Source organism: Pseudoalteromonas sp. SR41-8, from assembly GCF_014163915.1.
GTDB classification, from domain to species: domain Bacteria; phylum Pseudomonadota; class Gammaproteobacteria; order Enterobacterales; family Alteromonadaceae; genus Pseudoalteromonas; species Pseudoalteromonas rhizosphaerae.
In genome coordinates this window covers 51977-70887 of record NZ_JACJEE010000013.1, presented here as the reverse complement: position 1 = coordinate 70887, position 18911 = coordinate 51977, and the positions used below count along the sequence as shown (strand labels likewise).

Here is an 18911-nt window from a genome sequence, read left to right as displayed (position 1 = left end):
AAGAGTTACAATAATGCATTAGCAGCACACATAAACACCAAGGAGCAAAAAAATGAAAAATAACGACACCTTTAAAACTATCGCCACCTTAATTTTTAAGCAGCTTTATCAGCAGTTTCCAACACCAGTCAATTTAGATCCGAAAGCTATTATAGAAAGTGCATCAGCAGAGCAAATCGAATCAGTTAAAGGCACAATTGCGTTTCTTAACTACGAAGGCTATATTTTTGCTACCCCAAGCGCGACTTTTTTATTAACTGAAAAAGGCTTTGATCACGCTTTATGCCCAAAGTTTTAAACATTAAGTCAATACATTAGCCTATGTTAATTAAGATTAATCACAACCAACACTATATAAATAGTACTCACTAAAAATAACATTACGACGACCAAATAGACTTCTAATAACTATTAATAGTTAAAAAACCTTCAGTAAAAAACACGTTTAGTTATATTTAGCTCACTAAACGTGTTTAAAAACATAAAAACGCACACTTATATTTACATTAAATTTACAAAATAAAAATATTAAACATGCACGTGTAACCAGCTCATTTGTTGTTAACCATCACATTTTTGTTTTCAACTGGATAACAAACAAGTTTTTTTATTGACTTTATTGCACTTATTGGGGGTTCTAAATATTTCACGCAATTTATTGGCATTGATTAAAATTCACTCTAGATTTTGCTTTAGCAATTGGGTACTGATTATTTGCCAAGATTTTTATGAATCAAACATGCAATTAATCATTAGTTTTACATCAAACAGTCGGTAAATTACCTATGGTAGGAAATAAAGATGAAAAAATGTAAATATGCAGCATTAATTGCCATTGCCATCTATGGCCAACACAGTATTGCTGAAGTCGATGAACTGACTATTATGCAACATACCAATCAAGCAGCAAAAAAAACGACAATCGGTGCACAAGCCGATACTCATTTAAAACTCTCTAAGCAATTTGTAAATATTCAAAGCCAAGTAATCAGCCATACAATCAGTCATCCCGGTGCTGATTATATAAAAGTACATTTTAGTCGGGTGCAACTCAGTGGTAATGCAAAACTAGTCGTCAGAAACCAAGATAACACTGAACGATACGAATATAGTAGTGACAACATGAATGCTGCAACAATTGATGATGTTAAAGGTGATGACGGGGTGCATTCGTTTTCAGCTATGTCGGTCTCTAATGACAGCGTTATCATTGAATATTACCCCGACCCTACACTCAGTAAACAACAAACCCAGTTTGGCATTATTGATAGTTATTTTTATGGCACCGAAAGTGATATAAATACGAATACAGAGTTAAATAATGGCAATGAACCAGCGCTATTATCAACCTGTGGCGTTAATGAACGAAAAGATGTGCAATGCTGGGCTGATTCCCATCCAATAGAGTTTGACCGAAGCCGACCTATTGCGCGCTTAGTGATCGGTGGGCGCAGTTTATGCACGGGCTGGCGCGTTGGGAGTGATAATAAATTATTTACTAATAATCATTGTCTTGAGACCGCATCAGAACTTGCCTCAACGGAAGTATGGTTTAATTATCAAAATAAAAGCTGTAATGGCTCAACTAAAGAAACTGTCGTAAAAGTCACGGGGAATGAGTTTTTTAAAACCGATTACACGCTCGATTATACTTTGTTCAGTGTTAATGATTTTAGCACTATCGAGCAATTTGGTTATTTAGGGCTAGATGTACGAAACGCGCAACAAAGTGAACGCATATATATTCCACAACATGGATCCGGTAACCCCAAAGAACTTGCAATAGAGTCAGATCAAGACAATGATGGTTTATGCCAAGTTAATGCTCCTTCAACAAATGGCCGTGGCAACAACACAGATATAGGATATTATTGCGATACCATTGGTGGCTCATCTGGTTCGCCTGTTGTAGCTGCATCAAGCAATCGTGTTATTGCATTGCATCATCTAGGTGGCTGCTACAACAAAGGAGCTAAAATAAGTAAAATTTGGCCTCAAGTAGCCAGCTATTTTAACGGTACTGTGCCCATTGGCGATAATGATGGTAATACCCCTCCTGCGCCTACGGCCCGTTTTGAATACAATTGTGATCAATTGCAATGTAACTTTGATGCTACTGGTTCCAGCTCTTCGAGCACAATAACTAATTACAGCTGGGATTTTGGCGATAATCAAATAGACAGTGGCGCAACTGTACAGCACACCTTCACTTCTACTGGAAACTACAACGTTTCTGTAACCGTTCAAGATAGCAATAACAACACCAACACACTAGCTCAGCTAGTCAGTGTTTCTGATGGTACGTCATCTGACATTGAGTTAAATAAAGGCCAAGCATTACCAGGTCTTAATGCAACAAGAAACCAAGAAAGTATCTATTTTATTGATGTGCCAGCTGATGCCAATAATATTACGATGAGCATATCAGGTGGTAACGGCGATGCAGACCTATACGTTAAGAAAGGCGCTAAGCCCACCACTTCAGACTATGACTGTCGGCCCTTTAAAAATGGTAACGAGGAAATCTGTACAGTTAACCTAGGAGAGGGTCGCTATTATATTATGCTCAAAGCCTATAGCAGCTACAATAATGTCACTATCATGGCTGATTATAAAAACAGTACACCACCGACGGGAGATAGCACAATTATTACCTCTCGCGCCTATGGATTTCCCGGTTTTTGGCAACGATACAGCTATCTGGTTCCTACAGGAAAAACATCTGTAACAATAAGTACAGCAGGCAGCCAAGGAGATATAAGCCTATATGTAAATGCAGATGGTGCAGTCACGCAAACAAAGTATGATTGCCAGTCAAAAAATCCCGGCAGCAACGAAAGCTGTACTTTAGCAGTTAACGCTGGTCAATCGTTACAAATCGGGTTACTAGGGATAGTCAGTTATGACTGGGTTAAACTAGTCGCTACTGCACAGTAAAATAACATTACTCCCCTTGTACAAAGCACTTCAGCGCCCTCTGAAGTGTTTTTATTTTTTACTAATTTAGATAAAGCCTCACTCTACAACTTAAAATTTAATATATTTAGTACAGCTAAACTGAGGCCAGTAAATACGTAAATAAATAAGTGAGTTTTACGGTTGGCTCAGAGGAGAAACACTTTAAAAAAACAAAAAACCACGTTGGCTTAGCCTAACGTGGTTTTGTCTTTAATCGTTTATAAAAACTATTATAGAGAAAGGTACTCTTTAGCGCGCGTCAGGTTATGAGAAACCATTTCGCTATCAGCGATTTGTGCCGCTTCGTATAAATCAGAAAGACCAGCCGTATCATTGTTTGCCATCATACGTGACACACCACGGTTGCTTAATGCAAATGACGTTAGCTCGCGAACTTTCATACGTGGACCATTACTTTGCTTTAGTAATGCAATTGCTTTGGTACAAATTTCATCTGCTTGTGCATAATTTTTTGATTTCACATTTAATGCGCAGTTATTAAATGATTGTTCAACTGGCTGAGACGCTGCCGCATTATCAATAATCATTAATTTGTAATCACTTTGATCAGCCATAACAGCCGCTGAGCAAGTAAATAATGAGCCAAGTGCGATGGTTTTGATTAGTGAACGTTTCATGATTATATTCCTATTTGGTTTGAGTCGTGTCATGTCGGCTCTGTTGCCGACAACTGAACTTTAGAGTGTTGGCTCAATTTCGACAAACGATAAAACTAAACCCGATAAGTGAAGAAAATTAACTTATAGACTTTAGTCTAATAAACGAACTGATATTCTATTTATTAACGGCATTAAATTGTTCATATACGCCTGACAATGAAATATTACTGGACTTGTACGTAATCGCTATTAGTATTGAATACAATACTAGTTGTGAACTTTATAATTAGTTTCAGCAACTTAATTATATAAATTAGCTGCAAATATGCTTTTAAGCTCTTTCTCGTCGTAACAACCTGAAAATAAGCAATTGACGATGAATTCCATCTGAGCAATAGGAAAGCTTTAAAGTGTAGAACATGATGAAAAGGTAAAAAACATTCGTGGCTAAAGCGCACTCCTACTTATAGGGCCAAAAAGCTCAACAACAATTTAAATATTGCTTTTAATTTAGATCACTGATTTATAAAAACTTTAACGCTGATACTCGCCCTTGTTTTCTCGACCAAAAAACGCGCCAGCAAGCTTAACGCCTACGATAATGCTCTTGTAGCTCGCAGTAAAATTTTTTCGGGCTAAAACTCAACCTACAATTGAATGCATTCATAGTTATGAGTTTTTAAGCAGGCTTTTCTTTTAATGAATGATTAAGTTTCGCAATACTTAAGACAAGCTACCCGAGAATAGTATGATTACCATCATTTCATCATCCAAACCTATAAACTCCCTCGCCTGTATGCCATAATCTAAATAATTCATGAATTTAGTAACTTGGCGGTATTGCAACCGCTTCAAGCTAACTTAAAGGGTTTTTAAATGGCTTATCAAGAGCAAAATCAAGCAACAATCTACTGGCACGATTATGAGACCTGGGGGGCGAGTCCGCAAAAGGATAAGCCGAGCCAGTTCGCGGGTGTTCGTACTGATCTTGATTTAAACATTATTGGTGAGCCGCTGATTGAATATTGCAAACCTGTGGCTGATTATTTACCGCATCCTGAGGCATGTTTGATCACCGGTATTACTCCGCAAGTGGCGATGCAAAAAGGTTTAGTTGAGGCTGACTTTATTGCCAAAATTCATGCTGAATTTAGTGTGCCGAATACCTGCGTGGCCGGTTATAACAGCATTCGTTTTGATGATGAAGTAAGCCGTTATAGCTTTTACCGTAACTTTTACGACCCTTACGAACGCGAATACAAAAACAATAACAGCCGCTGGGATATTATAGATTTAGTGCGTGCTTGTTATGCACTGCGCCCTGAGGGTATTGAATGGCCGTTAAAAGAAGATGGCAGCCCAAGCTTTAAGTTGGAACATTTAACGGTTGCCAATGGCATTGAACACGCTGCGGCACATGATGCACTAAGCGATGTAACCGCGACGATTGCTTTGGCTAAACTAATAAAAGAAAAACAGCCAAAACTGTATAACTTCTTTTTTAGTTTGCGCGGTAAAAAAGCCTTAGCTGAGTTAGTTGATGTATTTAATATGACGCCGCTGGTGCATACTTCATCACGTATTCCTGCGACCCAAGGCTGTACCAGTTGGATTGCCCCGATGAGCTTTCATCCGACTAATAAAAATGCAGTAGTGTGTTTTAACTTAACCGAAGATCCACAGGTATTACTCGATTTATCAATTGAAGAGTTGCGCACCCGCCTTTATACCAAGCGCAGTGAGCTTGCCGATGATGAACTGCCTGTTGGTTTAAAACTGGTACATTTAAATAAATGCCCTATTTTAGCGCCTGCTAAAACCTTATTACCTGAAAACGCCGCCCGCTTAGGCATTGACCGCGAGCAGTGTTTAAAAAATCTTGCGATTTTAAAAGCCAACCCAAGTCTTCGCGATAAAGTCACTGAAGTATTTAACGATAAGCCCGATTACGGTAAAACCACCAATACTGATTACATGTTATACGACGGCTTCACCAGTCATGCTGATAAAGCTAAATTTGCCATTATCCGTGATGCCAGCCCAGAGCAATTAGCGGGTATGAAGTTGGATTTTGAAGATAAAAAGTTTGATAACTTATTGTTTAAATACCGTGCCCGTAACTGGCCGCAATCGCTTAATCAAGATGAACTTGATCAGTGGCGTCAATATTGCCAAAACAAATTAATGCATGGTGAAGATCAACCATCGATCAGCGCACAAGATTTTATGGTTACGCTAGAAAATCTCGCCCATGAACATGACGATAATGAAAAAAATCTGACTATTCTAAAAGCGCTTTATAACTACGCACAAAGTATGTAGTTTGCAGAGATTTAAAGCCGCGAGAAAAGTTTTCGCGGCTTTTTGCTTTAAAATTCAAACTCTAGGGCAAGGCGAAAACTGTGATCTTTACCTTGTTGACTCAGCTCGGTCACAAATCCTGCTTCCCACTTTAGTTGTCGCTTCGCTGAAAATCGATGTAGCCCAATAAAACCTGGACCAATACCAAAGAAGTCTTCTCCGGCGTATAGCTCTAATGCAGGCTGAAACTCAGAGCGAAGGCGATAGCGATACTGTGCGCGAAACTCAGTTTCCCATTCGTTTTTAATATCACCGCCCCACTCGTAGACTAAAAATGCATTCATGGTGAGACTAGTCCGGCCAAATTCTTTTTCCCATAAAAAGCCAGTTGTGGCTTCATAACTATCTTTGCCTTCTTGCATTTCAAGTTCAAATAAGGCGCCCCAGTCAGCCCACAGCCGCCCTTGCTCAACCAACTGCCAACGTAATTCTAATTCGTAGGCTGAGAAGCCAAAATTACCGTTGTCATCGCGTTCTCCAACCGCATAACCTTCCAAACTCATGGTATCGTTAAACGAGCCACCTAAGCCAACTCGTTGGGCTAAAATATTGCCCTTATCTGTTTGATGAGAGATCAGACGCCATTCAAATTCGCGCTCAAATGGTAATACATAAGGGTGGTAAACTTTATCTACAACTATTCCATCGGCACGCACATTAAACGATGCCATGAACAAAATCGAAGTTAAGCACCACGCGAGAATAAATCTCATGATGGCTCCTTTTGAGAAAATTGCCGAGTAAATACTATGCTGGTGCCAATAAAGGCTAAAACCGCAACTAGATATAGCCATAATGCAGTTTTGCTTGGCGTTGCCTCATAGCCGACTAAGGCTTTGAGGACACGGCCTAACTCTGAGTTTTCGACTAATACTGCACGCCAATCAAAGTAGTTGGACGTAATATTGATCAAGTCAATTTGGCTGGCCAGATCTAACACTATGAGTAGTTTTGCCGAGACATTAAAAGCCAATAACAACATCAGCGGATACACACCAAATCGTGCTCTAACACTGTGCAGTAAAAATAATAGCAACACACCAAAACTACTACAGATCCCTATTCCCAAGGATGTCCCTATAAGCAAGGGTTTTGATGTGTCGGTGTTATGCCAAAAACCAACCAGATAAATAAAATAGTGACTCAAATACAGCGCCATAACCGCAACTATTGCAAGCAATGCGAATAAACGCCGCTGTTTACAACTTACTAGTGACGCAACATACACAATGACGCACAACAACATTTGACTAAACTCTAGACCGCGATGATCAAATAACTGGCTCAACCAAGCTGCACTTTGTACATAAATAATACTACACAGCAGCCCAACAAAGGCGGTCACTATCAGCACGCGCTGGTTTAGTTTTAGCAATGACTGTAACAGCACGAGCAAAATTACGACCGGTAACAGCTGATTTATACTCATCAATAAACTAGTTATCAGCATCAGTCTTTCCTTCTACTAATACTGCACCACGGGCTGTGTTAGGTGAAAACTCGCCAAAAAACTCATAACGCCCAGGGCTCAGTGGCCCGATATAAATCACACTACTACGATTTGGATACAGCACTTTCTCTCGATTTAAATCAAAGCTGTCAAACTCTTCTGGCGTACTATCTTGATTTTCAATTAAAAGTTTTAGTTTAGTATTGGCCGGAACGATGATCTCCGCTGGATAAAAAAGGTGATCTTTTAAAATTAATTTATATTCTTTAGCAAAACACGAAAACGGTAATACGCTAAATAGCAGCAGGCTGATAAACCCTAACCAGTTATTCACTCTCTGCTCCTTGCATAAATTCAACTCGCACTCGCAAGCCGCCTAATTCACTGTCGGCTAAAGAAATACTTGCACCATAAATTGTTACTATATGTTCAACTATCGCCATACCTAATCCGGCACCTTGCTCTCCGGAAGGATGTTTATCACCTCCAACACGGTAAAAACGATTAAAAATTCGTGCTTTATGGGCATCATCAATGCCAGGACCTGAGTCATCAATCTGCCAACCATACGCACCTTGTTGATTGTTTAAGCGGATCACTATGTTACCACCACTGGGCGTGTACTTTATGGCATTACTTAATAAATTACTAAATAAGGTTGCCAAGGTAAATTGGTCACCATTAATAACATAATCATCGCCTTCAATACTGATCATATGTTGTTTTTCATCAAGTCGTTCGTATAGCTGTGCAACCACTTGTTGACTGACCTCTAGCACTGAAATTGAGCTAAATTGTGCCTGCCATTGCTCTGGATAGGTGCGTCCCAAAATCAACATTTGCTCAACAATATTACTTAGTTTATCGATACCTTGCGCCATTGCATCAAGCTCCAAGCAACCATCACCTTGTGCGCGTAGATTATGAACATTTATTTTTAGGCTACTTAGCGGGGTGCGTAATTCATGGGCAGCATCTGAGGCAAAAAAGCGCTCTCTTAAGTAGGCACTTTCTACACGTTTAAACAGATCATTTAAACGTGAGATCACCGGTTTAATTTCGTATTCATTCACTTGCCAATTAATGGCAGTAAAGTCATTGGCTTGTCGCGTTTTTAATAATGTTGAAAGGCGTGTTAATGGCCTCAATCCTTGTTTGACAAATAGACTGATCAACACCGCAAGCAGTGGCACACTCCAAAGCAAAGGTGTCATTGCTGACAAAATCATGGTCTCGCTAAGTTCATAACGTTTACTCAGCGGCTCTGCCACCAGCACTTGTTTAGTGCCTTCGGTTAAATGAAATACGCGCATTCGCTGTCCGGCAAAGTTTTCGACACTAAATCCGTTAACCCTTGAGTTTTGCTCCAGCTCAGCTAATGATTTAGATGCGCTAAGCAAATTGTTATCTTGCCAAATTTGAAACAGTAATCGATGTAGATCACTTCTTAACACTGGCTTGTCGCTGTGTATAGGTTGCTCGATCAGTACATGAGCAATGGTTTGCAATTCGTTATCAAGTAGCAGCTGGGCCTGGCTCATACTTTCGCGGTAACCTTTACTGAATGCCAAAAAGCAAGTCAGGATCACCGTTGATAAGATAATCAGCGTTAGTCTGCGTTTAATTGACACTAACGTTTACCTACCACATAACCTATACCTCGTAAGGTTTTAATTAGATCTTTAGGGAGCTTTTTGCGCAAATGATGGATATGCACCTCAATGGTATTTGAACCGACTTCTTCGCCCCATTCATATAGTTTGCTTTCTAATTGTTGTTTAGACAATACACGCCCTTGGTTTTCAAAAAAAGCCTTTAGCAACATAAACTCTTTACGCGGCAGGTTTACTGGTTGCTGATCAAGTGTGACTGTAAAAGCGGAGGTATCCATTTCTACATTTGCTACATTAATAGTACTTGATTGCGCATGAGTTACGCGCCGACTAGCGACTCTTAAACGGGCAAATAATTCAGCAGGATCGAATGGCTTAGCTAAATAATCATCAGCACCTAAATCTAGCCCTTGTACTTTATCATCAATACTACCGCGTGCCGTTAAGATTACTACTGGTAAGTTAGGGCGATGCTTTTTGACGTGTTTTAATACATCAATACCATCGCCATCAGGTAGCCCTAAATCAAGTACAAGTAGTTCGATCTCGTCATTTTCGAGCCATTGCATGGCTGATTTTATACTAGCACAGTGCTCAACACTGTAACCTTGTTGACGAAGTGAACGACATAACCCTTCAGCCACTAACTTATCATCTTCAACCAGTAGTAAATGCATATTATCTCTTAAGTTTTTTCTCGACTTTTGCCAACAATTGGGTGATCTCTTGCTGGCGGTATAAATCCGCTTTTGGCCTATCAGGACGTGCAGGAGCCTGTTGAGCGGCAAGTAAATGTGTTTTTGCCTTTTTGTATTCTCTTTCGTCATACAAAAATGCCGCGTATAAGTAATTACTATCGATACCATTTGGATTAATAGCAAGCGCTTGGTTAAATAATTTATTCGCTTTGTCATCATCACCAAATCCAATTGGCCAACCCGGTACTTTACTATAAAGGGTCGCTAAACTGGTGTAAGCAGAGCCTGATAACGCATTGGCATTAATTTCTATGGCTTGCTCTAACTGTGCTTTAGCATCTTTTGCTAATCCTAATGCACCTAAGCCGCCTTTTGCCCCAGCATAACTAGATAGCACAATACCATACCAAATATGGCTTTGTGCCTGATCATCATAGGTCTTTGCAAACTCAGCGGCCTGCTCTGATAACTTTTCAAATGCATTGAGCTGCGCTTTATCTACTAATTCATAATTCACAGTTGCCCAACTTGTTTGCACCTGAGTTAATTCGCTAGCAACATCAGCATGCGCTGCACTGGTTAAAAATATCCCAGTTAACAAGCAGCTAGTATAAAGTAGTTTAATCATAGTCATTCACCTTTATCAATTTTATCTGCAAAAAAACTTTTAATTTTAGGAAGTTGTTTTGCAATTGCGTTATCTACTAAGGATGGAAAAGCACCATTTAGTTTGACAAATAAGCGTTCTGGGAAGCCAATGTAACTGCGTGAATTTCCAGATTTCAATAATGAAATAAGCGCATCTGCCACTTTATCAGGTGGATCCATTGTATTGCCTAAAGCTTTATTCATCGCGCGTACTTGCACTGAATTGATATTTGTATCAGTTGCTCTAGGTGCTAAATATAATATTTTTACATCACAGTGACTGAGTTCGCGGGCCAGCGCTTCGGTCATTCCTCGTAAACCAAATTTACTTGCGCAATATAAGGTTTGATAAGGGTAACCAATACTACCAAACGATGATCCCACATTAACAATTGAGCCTTTTTTAGCTAAAATTTGTGGTAAAAATAGTTGGCATAACTTAATTGGCACCGACAGATTAACGATCAGTAAATCATCTATTTGCTGCTCCGTCATTTCACTAAAACCTTGCATCACATTAATGCCAGCGTTATTGATAAGCATTGTTGCACCGCCAAGTGATTTAGCATGTGCAAGTAGTTTTTGGCGAGTCTGTGCTGATGTTAAATCACCAATAAATATCTCACAGTCTTGGCCACACTTAACCTGTAATGCCTCTAGTTGTGCTTGTTGGCGACCAACTAACAGTAAACGCCAACCATGCTGAATCAACTTTAATGCCACGGCTTGACCAATTCCGCCTGTCGCACCTGTTAACACGCAAAGTGGACGGTTCATGCAGTTTGCTCCAAGTCGCTACTTGCAAACTGTGGATCTGTATCTAATTCACGAAAAATATTGCCATATAACTTATAAAAACATTTAGCGGCATGCACAATCGCTTGTTGATCTGCAGGAGACTCTATTTTATTCATCAGATCTTCAAAAAACTTCACATGCTCAATATCCAAAGCTCCATGAGATGTTAAATAGCTAAATGCCTTTTTAGGTAATCCGGTCATATTGGCTATATTACTTGCCGCATTATCGGCTAACGCAATTGAAGTACCTTCGAGTACATGCACCATGCCAAAAAATGCCAATGGATTACCACGATTAATTGTATCGTAGGCATAAGCAACCATTAACTCGGTGGCAAATTTGGGAGCACTTTGACGTACTTGTTGTTTATCAAAACCACAGGCTGCAATATCATTGAGCACCCACTCTTGATGACCTATTTCTTCTTCTATATATTCCGCAACAGCCTCGCGGATCCACTCTTGTTCAGTCGATAATTTCGCGCCCACGGCCATCATTAATGGCACCGTATGTTTAACGTGATGATAGGCTTGAGCTAAAAATGAAGCATACTCAGTTGTGCTTACTTGCCCCTTGAATACTCGAGCAATGATCGGTGCAGCCAGTAAATACTCGCGTTCTGCTTGGGTTTGTGATTTTAATGTCTCGAAAAAATTGCTCATAATATTGCCTCACTGTACAGTGCTGTTAGTTGTGCATGATAATAGTTTGCTATTGCTTGGCGTTTAGGGCGGTTATTACTGGTTAATAATCCCCGCTCTGCAGTAAGTGGTTCAGCTAAGCGATGAAATGTTTTAATTTGGGCATATTCAGGTAATTGTGCGTTAATACCTCTACAATGCTCCGCTAATACCTCATCAGTCATATTTACTGATGCATAAATAAGTGCTACTAAATGCGCTTTACCTTCACCAAAGACAACAGCTTGTTGTACTTCACTGTTACTGAGTAGCAAAGATTCAGGCCACTCAGCGCTGATGTTGCGCCCAAAACTAGTAATAATTTGGTTTTTTAAACGCCCCTTAATAGTTAACCGACCTTGTTGTTGATCAACCAAATCACCGGTTGCATACCAACTCGTTTGATCATGGGGTTGTTGACCTAAATAGCCTAAAAATAAGGGTCCTTTAATAAATAGCTGCCCGTCTACCAGTTTGCTTTGCAAGTGATTTAACACCCGCCCTGCACACTCTATGTCATCATCATTTGGCGTGTTTAAGCTCACCACTGATGAAGCTTCAGATAAGCCATAACCTTGATAAACTGGTAACCCTAAACTACGCGCCACAGTGATCAATTCACTGCTGACCACAGCGCCACCAACGGCAATAAATTTCAGGCTCTTTGGTACTGTCCATCCCTGCTTGGCAAACCAGACTAAACAGGTCAATAATTCCGGCACCAAAATAAGCGTATTCGGTTGCACACGATCAATGGCATTGATCAGTTGACTGGCATCATTTAATTTTGCCCCAGAGAAGCCTAATTCTGGTAGTGTCATAACATGCACTTCACCTGCGGCTAATAACGGTGCAAAAACCCCTGCAATGTTTTCAAGTAATACTGGCAAAGGTAATAAACACAGATGTTTTGGCTGTTTTATCGCTATTTTTTTATGCAATGAGGTCGCCACTTGTAATTGACTTTGTAAAGATAAACACACTCCCTTTGGCTCACCGGTAGAGCCTGAAGTAAACGTCACTTTTTGGGTATCTGTAAAAAATGTTGTAGGGCTCGACGCGCTTACTTTATAGATATAAAGCGGGTAGCGGGTTAACACGCTCAAGGTCGCAATACATTCTAACCCGTCAAGTTCACAGGGGGTGTCGCTGATAAAATGCGAAACGCCGCTTTTATTCACGCTATTAGTTAGCTGTTGTGGGCTAAAAAAGGTCGGCAGCGGAATGCTTACTTGTTGTAACTCAATCAATGCAAAGTCAACAATTAACCAAGCAGGCGTATTGTCCATTACAAACGCCACTGCTGACATATCAAGCGCTTTAAAGTCGATAATTAACTCTGCCACTGCTTGCATCAGCATCTGTTTACTGATCGGCTGCATTTGTTGGTCATGATGATCAACAATCACAGTATCAAGCGCTGCGTGTGGTAATTTCGATAAAAACCCCATTATGCCTCCAATTGCGATGCTAATTGGCAACTCGCTTGATGATAGTGCTGTTTAATATTAAACAAATGAGGTGTGTTTATTACGCAATCATGAGCAGCCGCTAAATCAACCACACACAGTGTTGGTTTATTTTCATAATAAGTCCCCCAATCTGCTGGGTTATCAAGTGCCTGACTATTGGCTAATGCTATTTCAGTGCAATTAACTCCGAGCATTTTTAATAATGCTCTAACCTTTGCAGTGGCACAAAATACCAAACGTTTTGCGCCAATTTGATAAAGTGCTTCATTCATTAGTACAAAATGAGCGAGAGTCGCTTTGCGATTTGTTGAGCATAAATTACCAAGCTCGTAAATATCTTCCCTCGGTACATCAACAAAGTATTCAATCGGCTCTGGTAAGTATTGCTCGATAAAAAGTGATTGAGTAGCAGCTCTAAGTCCCAGCGTGCAAGAATCAGCGGCAATACTTAATTGGCATAACACCGGCATAAACTGCTTAATATTGGCGCCGTAAGCTCTGGCAAAACTCGCTTTAACGACTTGCTCTAATTGCACACGAAATGGCATGTTTGCATTTGCACACACATAATCATGTGTGTTGGTAACAGGCAAGTTAGTAACTTGAAGTGATTGCATAGTGTTCGCTCTTTTTAGACTATGGGTAAAATCTAACGAGCAAAACTTAAATAAACCTTAAGAAAAATTAATTTTTATAAAAAAACCCAAACAATGTTTGGGTCAGTGATTACGTAACTGGAGATTTCAGGAATAATAAGCCACATCTACCCGCTAATTGCGGGCTTATGCAAGTAAATTTAAGACAGTTAGCGTTTAATTTACTTGCTGGAGATAGACTTATTATCCGACGCTCTGATTATCTATTTTTTATGTAACGCTTCGATGCGCGCCAATAAGCTTGATGTGTCAAAACGCCCACCACCAAGTGCTTGTACGTCAGCGTAGTACTGATCAACCGTCGCGGTCATTGGTAAAGTGGCACCATTATTTTTTGCTTCATCTAACGCAATACCTAAATCTTTACGCATCCAATCAACAGCAAAACCAAATTCGTACTCACCTGCCCACATGGTTTTGTAACGGTTTTCCATTTGCCATGAACCAGCCGCACCTTTTGCAATCGTCTCAATGACTTTTTCGCCATCAAGGCCTGCTTGTTTGGCAAAATGTAAGCCCTCGGCCAAGCCTTGCACAACGCCCGCGATACAGATTTGATTAACCATCTTACACAACTGCCCAGAGCCAACTTCGCCAAGTAACTGGCTAAAACGGCTAAATGCCGCCATAACTGGTTGTACTTTTGCAAACACTGCTGCGTCGCCACCAGCCATGACTGTTAATACACCATTTTCAGCGCCAGCTTGACCACCCGATACTGGCGCATCAATAAACGCAATATCTTTTAGTGCCGCATTAGCGGATACTTCGCGCGCAACTTCGGCTGAAGTCGTGGTGTGATCGACTAAAATAGTGCCTGCTTGCATACCTTTAATCACCCCGTCAGCACCATAAACGACTGAGCGTAAATCATCATCGTTACCTACACACATAAATACGATATCTGCATGTTCTGCGGCTTTTGCTGGCGTTAATGCCACCTGACCTGCGTATTTTTCTGCCCATTGCTGTGCTTTTGCTGTGGTACGGTTATACACGGTTACTTGATGACCGGCAGTTGCTAAATGACCCGCCATTGGATAACCCATTACACCTAAACCGATAAATGCGACTTTCATTGACATAAAATTGACCTATTTCAGTGGTAACTTAAAAAGATAATTTGATTATCTCAACCGAACAGTAAAAAAGCGAATGAAAAAGTCTTCATTAAATTTCTTCATGGACGAGACAAAATAGGTAACCTATGGATAGCATATATCAATTCAGTGCCCCGCTTTATAACGGCGAAAATTTTGCCTTAAGTCAGTTAAAAGGCAAAACGATTTTAATCGTCAATACCGCCAGTAAGTGTAACTTTTCGGTGCAGTTAAGCGCACTCGAAAAACTATATCAGCAATATAAAGCACAAGGGTTTATTGTGTTAGCATTTCCGTGTAATCAATTTGACTACAATGAGCCAATAGACAACATTGATATTAAAGACTTTTATCAACAACAGTTTAATGTTAGTTTTCCTGTGTTTAGTAAAGTAATGGTCAACGGCCCTGATGCTCACCCGTTATTTAACTATTTAAAAGCACATACCCGAGGAATTGCACAAAATCGTGCTATAAAATGGAATTTCACCAAGTTTCTAATAAACTCTGAGGGACAATTGGCGGTACGTTATGCACCGCGCACTAAACCCGACACCTTAAAACAGGTCATAGAGAGTAATATTAATGATGCAACTAACGGTAGCGCTTTTCAGTTCGCAAAAATATGAACATGCATCTTTTGATGCCTGTTTAAACAATCAAACACGCATCAAATTAACCCGTTTTGAACAATCTCTTGATGCGAAAAGTGCCATACTTAGCCAAGGCTTTGATGCTGTATGCGTATTTGTAAACGATATCGTTGATAAAACGGTTATTGATCAGCTTGCTCAATTCGGCGTGAAATGTATTTTATTACGCTGTGCTGGCTTTAATAACGTTGACCTAGCTGCGGCACATGCCCATAACATCAAAGTATGCCGAGTACCCGCTTACAGTCCTGAGGCAGTTGCAGAGCACTGTGTAGCATTAATGCTTACCCTCAATCGCAAAACTCACAAAGCCTATAACCGTATCCGTGAAGATAATTTTGATTTAAATGGCTTGCTTGGCTTTAACTTATTCAAGAAAACCATTGGTATCATAGGCTGTGGAAAAATTGGCTTGGCTTTAGTAAATATACTCAATGGCTTTGGTGCAAATGTATTGGTTTGCGACCCTTATGCAGTACCAGGTAATTATACAATTTGTGATCTAGACACTTTATTAAGTCAAAGCGATGTGATCTCTTTACACTGCCCGTTAACCGAGCAAACTCATCATATGATCAACGAACACGCTTTTGCCAAAATGAAGCAAGGGGTGATGCTTATAAACACTTCCCGCGGCGCATTAGTTGATAGCAAAGCCTGTATTGGCGCACTTAAAACTAAAAAATTGGGTTATTTAGGGCTAGATGTGTACGAACAAGAGTCAGAACTATTCTTTAAAGACCGCAGTGATGAAATTATGCAAGACGATGTGTTTTCGCGTTTGGTAAGTTTTCCAAACGTACTGGTCACCGGCCACCAAGGCTTTTTTACCAAAGAAGCATTAAGTGAAATTGCGCAAATCACCGTAAATAATGCACTTGAGTTCGCCAATAACCAACCACTAAGTAATGAAGTTAAATAAGGGGTTGATTTAGGTGCTAGGTGCTAGGTGCTAGGTAAAAGTTTAAAAACTAAGTGTTGTGGTCAACTAATTCCGGACAGTAAATTAAGTTTTTCTTCTGCTATAGCAGATTGAAAAAAGTCACAACCTTCATCCGGCCTTTAAAAAGGCCTTGTCAAACTTGTATGGGTACACAAACGACTCTGGGGGTATAAGACACGCCCTCCTTGAGGAGGACTCCATTAGCTATAGTGACGCAAATACATGTTGGTTTCTTGTAGCGCATTTATAAACTACGTGCTTGGAAAGGTCAGCGAAAAAAGCTAACAAAGCCAGCCAGAGGGACCAAAAAACCGCCGCTTCGCTCTGGTTTTTCAACTAACGCAGACAGCCACTCTAATTGAACAAGCAAAACTGTGTCACTAAATTTACTCTTTTAGGCTAAAATATATCTTTTGCTACTTGGTTACTTTCACCTCATCCATTAAATGGGTCATTGTCACTATTAAACCTAAATTACATGCATGACAATAACTGCATGATGCAGTTTTAAATTTTTACTGAGTAGTTTGATTCTCATGCAAGTAACTTTTCACAGTTACTCATATTCGCTCTTCGTTTCCTTCCTAAATTATCACAATAGCTTTCATGTGACGAAGGTCTTCCAACAGCGCCATGGAACACGCGGGTAAATTGCGTTGTGAGTTTTAACCAGTTCTCAGGGCTAATATTGACTCGATCTAATAAAGAAAGGGATGTGTTTTCAATGTATCCTCGCTTATCTTCTCGCATTACACGACCCGTTAATTCAACAAGTTCAAGATACGATTTAAGCTCAAACGGGAGTCCTTTTGGCATTCTTTGGCGTGGCATCCCTGCAAAACGTAATAGCTTTTTAGGTTGCTTACCTGTGGTTGCACTTTCAATTCGTTTTTGCACACTGGTATGAATTGATTCTTCTGGCGTGTTGGCTATTTTTGCTCTTATTGGGTTTAAATCAACATAGGCCATACAGGCTGCAAGTGCTGCTTCATCTAGTAGAGCTTGTGATTTAAAGCGACCTTCCCAGAATCGGCCTGTGCAGTTATCTTCTTTATTGGCTCTGCGGGCAATATCTTCATTTAACAACCGCATAAACCAGCTAATACTGGATAACCGCTCTCGATATTGCTCAACCGTTTGATTAAAAAAGATGAGCTCTGATTTACTTAATTTTTCACCTTGCAAATATTTTTTCGTCAATAACGTGCCTTTACACAGCTTATGCCAGCGTAGAATAATGGCTTTGTCATTAAGGCGTTTGGCTTTTTTATCATCAACATACAACACTAAATGTGTGTGATTGCTCATCACTGCATACGCACACACATCAATGCAAAACACCTTAGCCAATGCGAGTAGTTTATCTTCTACCCAGCCTCTGCGGTGCTCATAGGACTGACCTGTAAAACGGTCTTCACCGCATAAAAAAGCACGGCGTACACACCGTGAAATACAATGATAGTACCTTGTATCAATCAAACTTACTTGACGCTTTCTTGCAATTGCCATGGAACACCCTATTTGTTTTTTATACTAATTTCTAATTTAAAGCTAGTAAAAAATAGGGGAAATACAAACTTTAGGGTGGGTGTCATCTTTGTTCTCTCATCGAAAAACTCGAGGAGCTTTCTATATGATTATCAAATCTTGACTTCAGACATTAAAACTCCTGAACGCCTGCAATTGGCAGGCTTCTGACTGTCAGGTTTAGTCAAGTCCTGTTAATCGAATCTGACAAACAAGCTTATACATATAAGTATCTTAAACACTGGCACTTACATTTTACGGATAGCATTTATTTTATTAATCTTCTTAATAACTCCTGACTCAAAAAGTTGCTGCGCGCTGGACTTGAGCAATTGAGTTTCCTCAAACGTTATATGCTCTTTAATGATTAAGTTTGCATAGGTAATTTGCAGCCGGTTTATTGCACGGCTTTTCTTTCTGCATTCAAAGCACTTGATCGCATGTGCATCAATCCAAAACTTTAATTCTTCAAACCAATATTGCTGCTCTTTAGCAAAAAATATAAACGCTCTATGACAATCGACACATTGCTCTTCTATATCAACATAGAGTTGCCTTGGATATAAACTGTCACATTGTTTTTCGATAACTGCGGGGATTGCCGTCTCAGGAAAGTAGCGAACACTTTTATACCACCAAAAGGCATTCTCGATTTCTTGCTTTGTATAACTATTACCAGAGAGGATTGGCTCGCTGCCATATCTTGGGTGGTTTACATAATTGGTCATTTT

At 39.9% G+C, this 18911-nt stretch carries 19 protein-coding genes; 5 read left to right on the top strand and 14 right to left on the bottom strand.

What is annotated here, in order from left to right; all coding sequences use genetic code 11:
* Window positions 1-52 precede the first annotated feature (52 nt).
* Both H5162_RS10860 and H5162_RS10855 read left to right on the top strand, forming a co-directional pair.
* A complete protein-coding gene (locus H5162_RS10860) occupies window positions 53-298 on the top strand; it encodes a hypothetical protein (protein WP_145233036.1) in 246 nt (81 codons plus the stop codon).
* Between the two features lie 503 nt (window positions 299-801).
* Entirely contained in the window at window positions 802-2937 is a 2136-nt protein-coding gene (locus tag H5162_RS10855) for a pre-peptidase C-terminal domain-containing protein (protein ID WP_182778495.1), read from the top strand.
* A 251-nt stretch (window positions 2938-3188) separates the two neighbouring features.
* On the opposite strand, the gene H5162_RS10850 is transcribed toward H5162_RS10855, so the two are convergent.
* Complete coding sequence (locus tag H5162_RS10850) at window positions 3189-3596, bottom strand: hypothetical protein (protein WP_149980964.1); 408 nt, start codon at window positions 3594-3596, stop codon at window positions 3189-3191.
* A gap of 858 nt (window positions 3597-4454) precedes the next feature.
* Here H5162_RS10850 and sbcB point away from each other — a divergent pair.
* Window positions 4455-5900 (top strand): exodeoxyribonuclease I, encoded by a 1446-nt coding sequence (gene sbcB / locus H5162_RS10845; protein WP_182731262.1) that lies wholly within the window; start codon window positions 4455-4457, stop codon window positions 5898-5900.
* A gap of 47 nt (window positions 5901-5947) precedes the next feature.
* On the opposite strand, the gene H5162_RS10840 is transcribed toward sbcB, so the two are convergent.
* The 11 genes from H5162_RS10840 to H5162_RS10790 form a co-directional block, all read right to left on the bottom strand.
* A complete protein-coding gene (locus H5162_RS10840; RefSeq protein ID WP_259397125.1) occupies window positions 5948-6610 on the bottom strand; it encodes a hypothetical protein in 663 nt (220 codons plus the stop codon).
* A gap of 38 nt (window positions 6611-6648) precedes the next feature.
* Window positions 6649-7389 (bottom strand): iron transporter, encoded by a 741-nt coding sequence (locus H5162_RS10835; protein ID WP_182778493.1) that lies wholly within the window; start codon window positions 7387-7389, stop codon window positions 6649-6651.
* Window positions 7376-7702 carry a cupredoxin domain-containing protein gene (locus H5162_RS10830; protein ID WP_246175520.1) on the bottom strand — a complete coding sequence of 109 codons (327 nt, stop codon included), beginning with the start codon at window positions 7700-7702 and terminating at the stop codon, window positions 7376-7378. Before H5162_RS10830 ends, H5162_RS10835 begins: the two co-directional genes overlap by 14 nt.
* Before the next feature lie 13 nt (window positions 7703-7715).
* Window positions 7716-9020, bottom strand: a complete 1305-nt coding sequence (locus H5162_RS10825) for an ATP-binding protein (protein WP_182734327.1) — start codon at window positions 9018-9020, stop codon at window positions 7716-7718.
* Window positions 9020-9679: a response regulator transcription factor gene (locus H5162_RS10820; RefSeq protein ID WP_182731258.1), complete on the bottom strand. Its 660-nt coding sequence runs from the start codon at window positions 9677-9679 to the stop codon at window positions 9020-9022. The genes H5162_RS10825 and H5162_RS10820 overlap by 1 nt, the downstream gene beginning before the upstream one ends.
* 1 nt (window position 9680) lies before the next feature.
* Window positions 9681-10334 (bottom strand): hypothetical protein, encoded by a 654-nt coding sequence (locus H5162_RS10815; RefSeq protein ID WP_409076812.1) that lies wholly within the window; start codon window positions 10332-10334, stop codon window positions 9681-9683.
* A complete protein-coding gene (locus H5162_RS10810) occupies window positions 10331-11125 on the bottom strand; it encodes an SDR family oxidoreductase (protein WP_182757570.1) in 795 nt (264 codons plus the stop codon). Before H5162_RS10810 ends, H5162_RS10815 begins: the two co-directional genes overlap by 4 nt.
* Window positions 11122-11811, bottom strand: coding sequence for a TenA family transcriptional regulator (locus tag H5162_RS10805; RefSeq protein WP_145233019.1), 690 nt, complete (start codon window positions 11809-11811; stop codon window positions 11122-11124). Before H5162_RS10805 ends, H5162_RS10810 begins: the two co-directional genes overlap by 4 nt.
* Entirely contained in the window at window positions 11808-13280 is a 1473-nt protein-coding gene (locus tag H5162_RS10800; RefSeq protein ID WP_182778489.1) for an AMP-binding protein, read from the bottom strand. Before H5162_RS10800 ends, H5162_RS10805 begins: the two co-directional genes overlap by 4 nt.
* On the bottom strand, window positions 13280-13918 hold the full coding sequence (locus H5162_RS10795; protein WP_182731254.1) for a thermostable hemolysin: 639 nt from the start codon (window positions 13916-13918) through the stop codon (window positions 13280-13282). Before H5162_RS10795 ends, H5162_RS10800 begins: the two co-directional genes overlap by 1 nt.
* A gap of 242 nt (window positions 13919-14160) precedes the next feature.
* Entirely contained in the window at window positions 14161-15042 is an 882-nt protein-coding gene (locus H5162_RS10790) for an NAD(P)-dependent oxidoreductase (protein WP_182731253.1), read from the bottom strand.
* Between the two features lie 122 nt (window positions 15043-15164).
* Between H5162_RS10790 and H5162_RS10785 the strand changes: the two genes are divergently transcribed.
* Window positions 15165-15686 (top strand): glutathione peroxidase, encoded by a 522-nt coding sequence (locus H5162_RS10785; protein ID WP_182731252.1) that lies wholly within the window; start codon window positions 15165-15167, stop codon window positions 15684-15686.
* Window positions 15646-16632 carry a 2-hydroxyacid dehydrogenase gene (locus H5162_RS10780; protein WP_149981180.1) on the top strand — a complete coding sequence of 329 codons (987 nt, stop codon included), beginning with the start codon at window positions 15646-15648 and terminating at the stop codon, window positions 16630-16632. Before H5162_RS10785 ends, H5162_RS10780 begins: the two co-directional genes overlap by 41 nt.
* A gap of 555 nt (window positions 16633-17187) precedes the next feature.
* On the opposite strand, the gene H5162_RS10775 is transcribed toward H5162_RS10780, so the two are convergent.
* On the bottom strand, window positions 17188-18162 hold the full coding sequence (locus H5162_RS10775) for a transposase (protein ID WP_182778487.1): 975 nt from the start codon (window positions 18160-18162) through the stop codon (window positions 17188-17190).
* 266 nt (window positions 18163-18428) lie between these two features.
* Window positions 18429-18908, bottom strand: a complete 480-nt coding sequence (locus H5162_RS10770; RefSeq protein ID WP_182778485.1) for a zinc-ribbon domain containing protein — start codon at window positions 18906-18908, stop codon at window positions 18429-18431.
* Between the last annotated feature and the right edge of the window lie 3 nt (window positions 18909-18911).

Coding starts and splice junctions, on each gene's coding strand:
- H5162_RS10860 (WP_145233036.1), top strand. CDS start 53: ATGAAAAATAACGACACCTTTAAAACTATCGCCACCTTAATTTTTAAG.
- H5162_RS10855 (WP_182778495.1), top strand. CDS start 802: ATGAAAAAATGTAAATATGCAGCATTAATTGCCATTGCCATCTATGGC.
- H5162_RS10850 (WP_149980964.1), bottom strand. CDS start 3,596: ATGAAACGTTCACTAATCAAAACCATCGCACTTGGCTCATTATTTACT.
- sbcB (WP_182731262.1), top strand. CDS start 4,455: ATGGCTTATCAAGAGCAAAATCAAGCAACAATCTACTGGCACGATTAT.
- H5162_RS10840 (WP_259397125.1), bottom strand. CDS start 6,610: ATGGCATCGTTTAATGTGCGTGCCGATGGAATAGTTGTAGATAAAGTT.
- H5162_RS10835 (WP_182778493.1), bottom strand. CDS start 7,389: ATGCTGATAACTAGTTTATTGATGAGTATAAATCAGCTGTTACCGGTC.
- H5162_RS10820 (WP_182731258.1), bottom strand. CDS start 9,679: ATGCATTTACTACTGGTTGAAGATGATAAGTTAGTGGCTGAAGGGTTA.
- H5162_RS10815 (WP_409076812.1), bottom strand. CDS start 10,334: ATGACTATGATTAAACTACTTTATACTAGCTGCTTGTTAACTGGGATA.
- H5162_RS10810 (WP_182757570.1), bottom strand. CDS start 11,125: ATGAACCGTCCACTTTGCGTGTTAACAGGTGCGACAGGCGGAATTGGT.
- H5162_RS10805 (WP_145233019.1), bottom strand. CDS start 11,811: ATGAGCAATTTTTTCGAGACATTAAAATCACAAACCCAAGCAGAACGC.
- H5162_RS10800 (WP_182778489.1), bottom strand. CDS start 13,280: ATGGGGTTTTTATCGAAATTACCACACGCAGCGCTTGATACTGTGATT.
- H5162_RS10795 (WP_182731254.1), bottom strand. CDS start 13,918: ATGCAATCACTTCAAGTTACTAACTTGCCTGTTACCAACACACATGAT.
- H5162_RS10790 (WP_182731253.1), bottom strand. CDS start 15,042: ATGTCAATGAAAGTCGCATTTATCGGTTTAGGTGTAATGGGTTATCCA.
- H5162_RS10785 (WP_182731252.1), top strand. CDS start 15,165: ATGGATAGCATATATCAATTCAGTGCCCCGCTTTATAACGGCGAAAAT.
- H5162_RS10780 (WP_149981180.1), top strand. CDS start 15,646: ATGCAACTAACGGTAGCGCTTTTCAGTTCGCAAAAATATGAACATGCA.
- H5162_RS10775 (WP_182778487.1), bottom strand. CDS start 18,162: ATGGCAATTGCAAGAAAGCGTCAAGTAAGTTTGATTGATACAAGGTAC.
- H5162_RS10770 (WP_182778485.1), bottom strand. CDS start 18,908: ATGACCAATTATGTAAACCACCCAAGATATGGCAGCGAGCCAATCCTC.